Origin of the sequence: Exiguobacterium sp. s123, from assembly GCF_018617075.1 — a bacterium.
GTDB lineage: Bacteria > Bacillota > Bacilli > Exiguobacteriales > Exiguobacteriaceae > Exiguobacterium > Exiguobacterium profundum.
In genome coordinates this window covers 1-4,627 of the sequence record NZ_JACSJL010000018.1, presented here as the reverse complement: position 1 = coordinate 4,627, position 4,627 = coordinate 1, and the positions used below count along the sequence as shown (strand labels likewise).

Sequence of the window (4,627 nt, the reverse complement as noted above, 5' to 3'; positions counted from 1 at the left end):
TGGAAGACATCCGCCTCCTCTACGACCAGGTGAACGGGACCTACGGTTATCGACGGATCACCATGACGGTCAATCGCAGACGACGCCAGAAGCGAAAACGGTACAAAAAGTCGTCGCCACAACATGTGGCCGAGAACCTGATGAACCGAGAATTCAGCGCGTCCCGACCGGACGAGAAATGGTGCACCGACGTCACCGAGTTCAAATATGGCGCCGGGAAGAAGGCGTATCTGAGCGCGATCATCGACCTCTATGACGGCTCAATCGTTGCCTATCGCATCGGGAAATCTAACAACAACGCGCTCGTCTTCCAGACGATGATGCCAGCGATCGCAGGGCTCCGCACGGGAGCGGGTCCGATGATTCATAGCGACCGAGGATATCAATACACATCGAGAGGGTTCAAACGCATAGTAGAAGATGCGGGGTTGACCCACAGCATGTCCCGGGTCGGACGTTGCATCGACAACGCCCCGATCGAGGGCTTTTGGGGTACCCCGAAAGTCGATATGTACTACCTGCGTGAATTCCAGGGCTATAGCGAACTCACGTCGGCCATCGAGAACTACATATCGTTCTACAACCATGACCGTTTCCAGAAACGGCTAAACTGCTTGAGCCCTGTCGAATACAGGTCTAAAGCCGCCTAGTTTGGTTTTCATTATTTGTCCTGTCTACTTGACGGGGAGCAGTTCAATATTAGCTCTATCTTTTTTCGTTAAAGCACTGTTTTTGATTATAATTTCCAAATGCCTCATTAGCGAATTATTAATATGGAATGGCTTTAAAGGTGAAACCATTAGAATCCGCCATAATACCAACATTGAATTCTCCAACTTTAAAGACTTGATTCGATTCCTTTGGAAAAATAATTTCATTAGCTTCTTCAATACTCATTTTAGAATCAAGACCCAAAATTAACCATTGTATATATAAAAATGTTTCTTCAGTCAATGAGGTGTCCTGCTGCATCATTACTTCCATAATATTCCCGCTTGTATCACATCGAATGGTAATATCGTCACTAAAATATAAAGTAGTGCCATTGTTGGTTTCTTCAAAAGTTGGACGATGTAACAAATAGTATTCTACTTGCTCAATGGAATATTGATTTACCCTATTCATATAATCATTAATATTCAATGTTGATATTAAATTTGTGTCATGTAGTAAACTCCCTGACTGAAATTTCGGGGATGGTGATTCTTCAATACCTCCTCCTATTACTGATCCCTCTTCTTGACTCTTACCTTCACTGTCTTGTTCAGTATCTTTTGAAAAACTTTGTAGCTCCATTGCAGTAAACTTCTCTCCATCTAACTTCCAAACCGTTTTTACTAATCCCACAGTTGGAGCATAGTAATATATACTTGTGTTTCCATTACCTTCCGTTCCAGTAACTTGTGTAATCTCAATACAATCTTGAAAAGTACCAGCAGGCACTGTTATTTTCAAGTTCTCATTTGTCAAATATCTAATAGAATTATCCGAGTCTCCAACATTCCAACTTTTCCTATTAGTTAGTTCTAATTCATCTACTTCCTTATTCATAAAAGCATTTATTCTATATACAACTCTTATTGAATGATCATTTACCTTATATTCTGTTACTCTTTCTACAGCTAAGCCACCCTTTTCATGTATGTATAATGATTCTTTACCAGATGAATCAACTTCTGATTTAACAGTATCATTAGACAATATGTTTTCACCCGTTGTACCATATTGAATATAAGTTCTTTCTAATCCTACAGGCGGAAAATAACTAGAAACCGCTATATTTGTTGATGAATTATTTATTGTTGGTTCCCCGTTTTGAACACATCCTATTAATAATCCTAAGAACAAAACATTAATTATTAAAATTAATTTTCTATTCACTTGTATTCACCCTCTTGTAATTGGTGTATTCAACTATCTCCTTTGGGAAAGTGAATTTCCAATTCTGTAATTAATTTATACAGTAAATGCCTCTTCCGGTGTAAATTATAATTAACAAACTGCTATTGTTAGTTTGTCGGCTTTAAATCAAAATTTAAAAATACGGTTTAATTCTCAAACTCCTACCAACAGCAATCTGAGCCAATGCTTCTTGTATTTCCTTTTTAGCCTCGTCGGCGGCTGCGTCCCCCTCTACTTCAATTTCGATGTTACCCATCATCATGTTGAAATGAGACTCGTGATTAGAATTTATAAAAATCCTTCTAAATACTTCAAAATAGATTGTATTTTGTTCTTGGTTACTATCTACATATAAATCATCGTTTACATGATGCGATCCATCGTTAGCCCAAGAAAATAAAGAATTGCAAACAACCTTATCTTCATCAGGAAATTCTTCAATTATTTTATTAACATCAATGTTACCGAAGAATTTAAAGTAATTCTCCAAGATTCTTCTCATGATGTTTGGTGTTGTTATTGAATTTGGATTTTCCTTTAATTCTTTCCAAAGAAGCTCATATGAATTTTTAATAGGATTTTCTTCATACTTAGTTATTTGAGATGTATTGTCTGTCTTTCTTAAAATCCAAAAAGTTTCATCATTTAGCTTTTTACTACCATGCTCTTTATTAAATGAAATTTCCTTATGAAAATATACATTATGAGTCAAAATAATCAATTGTTTAAAGTTCGTGTCATTACTTCTTATCTTTTTCTTTAGATTATTTATCAGGTTGCTTACCATAAATAGTATATTGCTATCTAAGCTAGAAATCGGGTCATCTATCGCAACTACCCTTGCTGTATTTACTTTATCCTGATCATTACTTCCATTAATAAGCTGATAGAAATAGAGAAAGGTAATAAAAGTTTTCTCTCCTTCACTTAACGTTTCGTTTGCATCTTCTCCATTTTCCCTTGCAATCTTGTAATTACCCTGTTCATCAGATTCTGCTAACTGGAAATTTGTGAACCCAAATGATTTAAGCAGCGTATTAATTTCGTGAATAGAAGGTAAAACACTTGTTAACTGATTTTGAAGCTCAATGGCCTCTTCTTCCAGTTTCTTTTTAAATCCTACTTGTCGGGCCTTGCCCTTCTCCATTCCAACTAAAGCTCCACTCTCTCTTCGAAAATTACTCATGTAATTGTCATAATTACCCTTATTCTCTTCAACTATAAATCGCCATATATCTTTTATTAACCTTTCCTTTTCTTCTTTGATATTGTCAATTACCCTATTTAACTCTAAAATTTGCACATTCGCATGTTCAACCTCTGATTTTATTTGCACAAGGTTGCTTGCAATTGAACTTAACTCAATACTTCTACTTGGTTCATTTTTCTTCCTTTCGAGCAACTGAATATTTTCCTTATATGTTGAGTTCATTATTTCAAATAGAGATGTTATTCTCTCTTTATTAATAAAAGGTATGTCTTCAGTTAAATGTATCTCTTTCGTATTTTTCAATGGATGAATTAAGATTTTGTATTTGTTCAGTGTATGTTTCATCAAAATATTCATCCAAATTTTCCTTAAAAATCCCAGGTAACTCCTGTTGGCAAAATGGGCAAATACCATCTGTACCCTCCATATGTCTGTGCCCTTGTTGTACCCAATCACTTAAATTTAGTTCAGATATTAATCTAGCAATATCTATATCCTTTTTACCTATTATTTTTGTCTGAAATATTGATTGTTCTTCCAAAGAACTTTCATATTGGATCTCTGGAATTGGTCGGATTTTTACTCGTGGGTTTTTAAAGACAGATTCCACTCTTCGATATAATTCTTCATAAGTATATAGTTCGCTGTTATTATTCTCAGCTTCACTCAAGCACTTTTCCATAAATCTCTCTCTATTATTTCGAAGACCGGTAAATGCCTCTTTGAAGTTTTCGTCATACTTTTGTTTTAAATCCCAACAATGATTCATAGAATTTGTTTTTAAGATTTCTAACTGCTCTTTTTTGTGTTTTATATTATTTTCTAAATTTCCAATTCTATCCTGATGTTTCTCTACTTCTTTCAATTTTCCTTCAATTAAGGCTAATATTTCAGTAGATTCTTTTCCGAGAGTAAAGATACCTTTAATATCGTTGTGGATACTGAAATTCTCTTGAACAAAATTTCTATTATAAACAAACAGATCAAAATCAGGGCTGCCTTGCTTCCATTCTATATTACAAGAAGAGAACTTTTGATTATCACTATTTCGTAGCAATTCAGAAATAGTAGTTTTCCCCGTACCATTGCTTCCGTAAATGTAGTTAATCTTACTCAAATTAACTTCAATTCCCGTTGAATCATAGGATGCTACTTCCTTAATCCTAATCTTTTCTATCAAACTACTCCCTCCCAATTGTTCCTACTCTCAATATAATTTGCCTATTGTCAATTTCTATTTTACAAGAAACGTTTAACAAGTATAACAAAACACCAAATATTTCAACAGTTAATTCCATATTTCGACACTTTGTTGTAAACGACGGTTTGTCAAATATATAATTGGGTAACTTAACCATCTCTATTTAGACAAACTATTTGGCTAAACGACTTTTCCCTTTCCTCTTCTTTTTTCTTCTTTCTACTATATTCCCCTGCTAAAAAGTCCTTCCCTCCCCAACTCTCCCTCACACTCCCCTCAAACCCTTGCGGCTCTAAGCCTCTTCCCTCCTAACT

General features: G+C 35.2%; 2 protein-coding genes and 1 pseudogene. 1 reads left to right on the top strand and 2 read right to left on the bottom strand.

Annotated elements, in window-relative coordinates; all coding sequences use genetic code 11:
- Positions 1 to 650: IS3 family transposase (locus tag KNO72_RS15375; RefSeq protein ID WP_214758771.1), on the top strand; the 650-nt coding region annotated here is incomplete at its 5' end.
- 118 nt (positions 651 to 768) lie between these two features.
- Here the strand turns inward: KNO72_RS15375 and KNO72_RS15370 are convergent.
- Positions 769 to 1,881 carry a hypothetical protein gene (locus KNO72_RS15370; protein ID WP_214758769.1) on the bottom strand — a complete coding sequence of 371 codons (1,113 nt, stop codon included), beginning with the start codon at positions 1,879 to 1,881 and terminating at the stop codon, positions 769 to 771.
- 154 nt (positions 1,882 to 2,035) lie between these two features.
- A pseudogene (locus KNO72_RS15920) lies at positions 2,036 to 4,229 on the bottom strand (ATP-binding protein).
- Positions 4,230 to 4,627 lie beyond the last annotated feature (398 nt).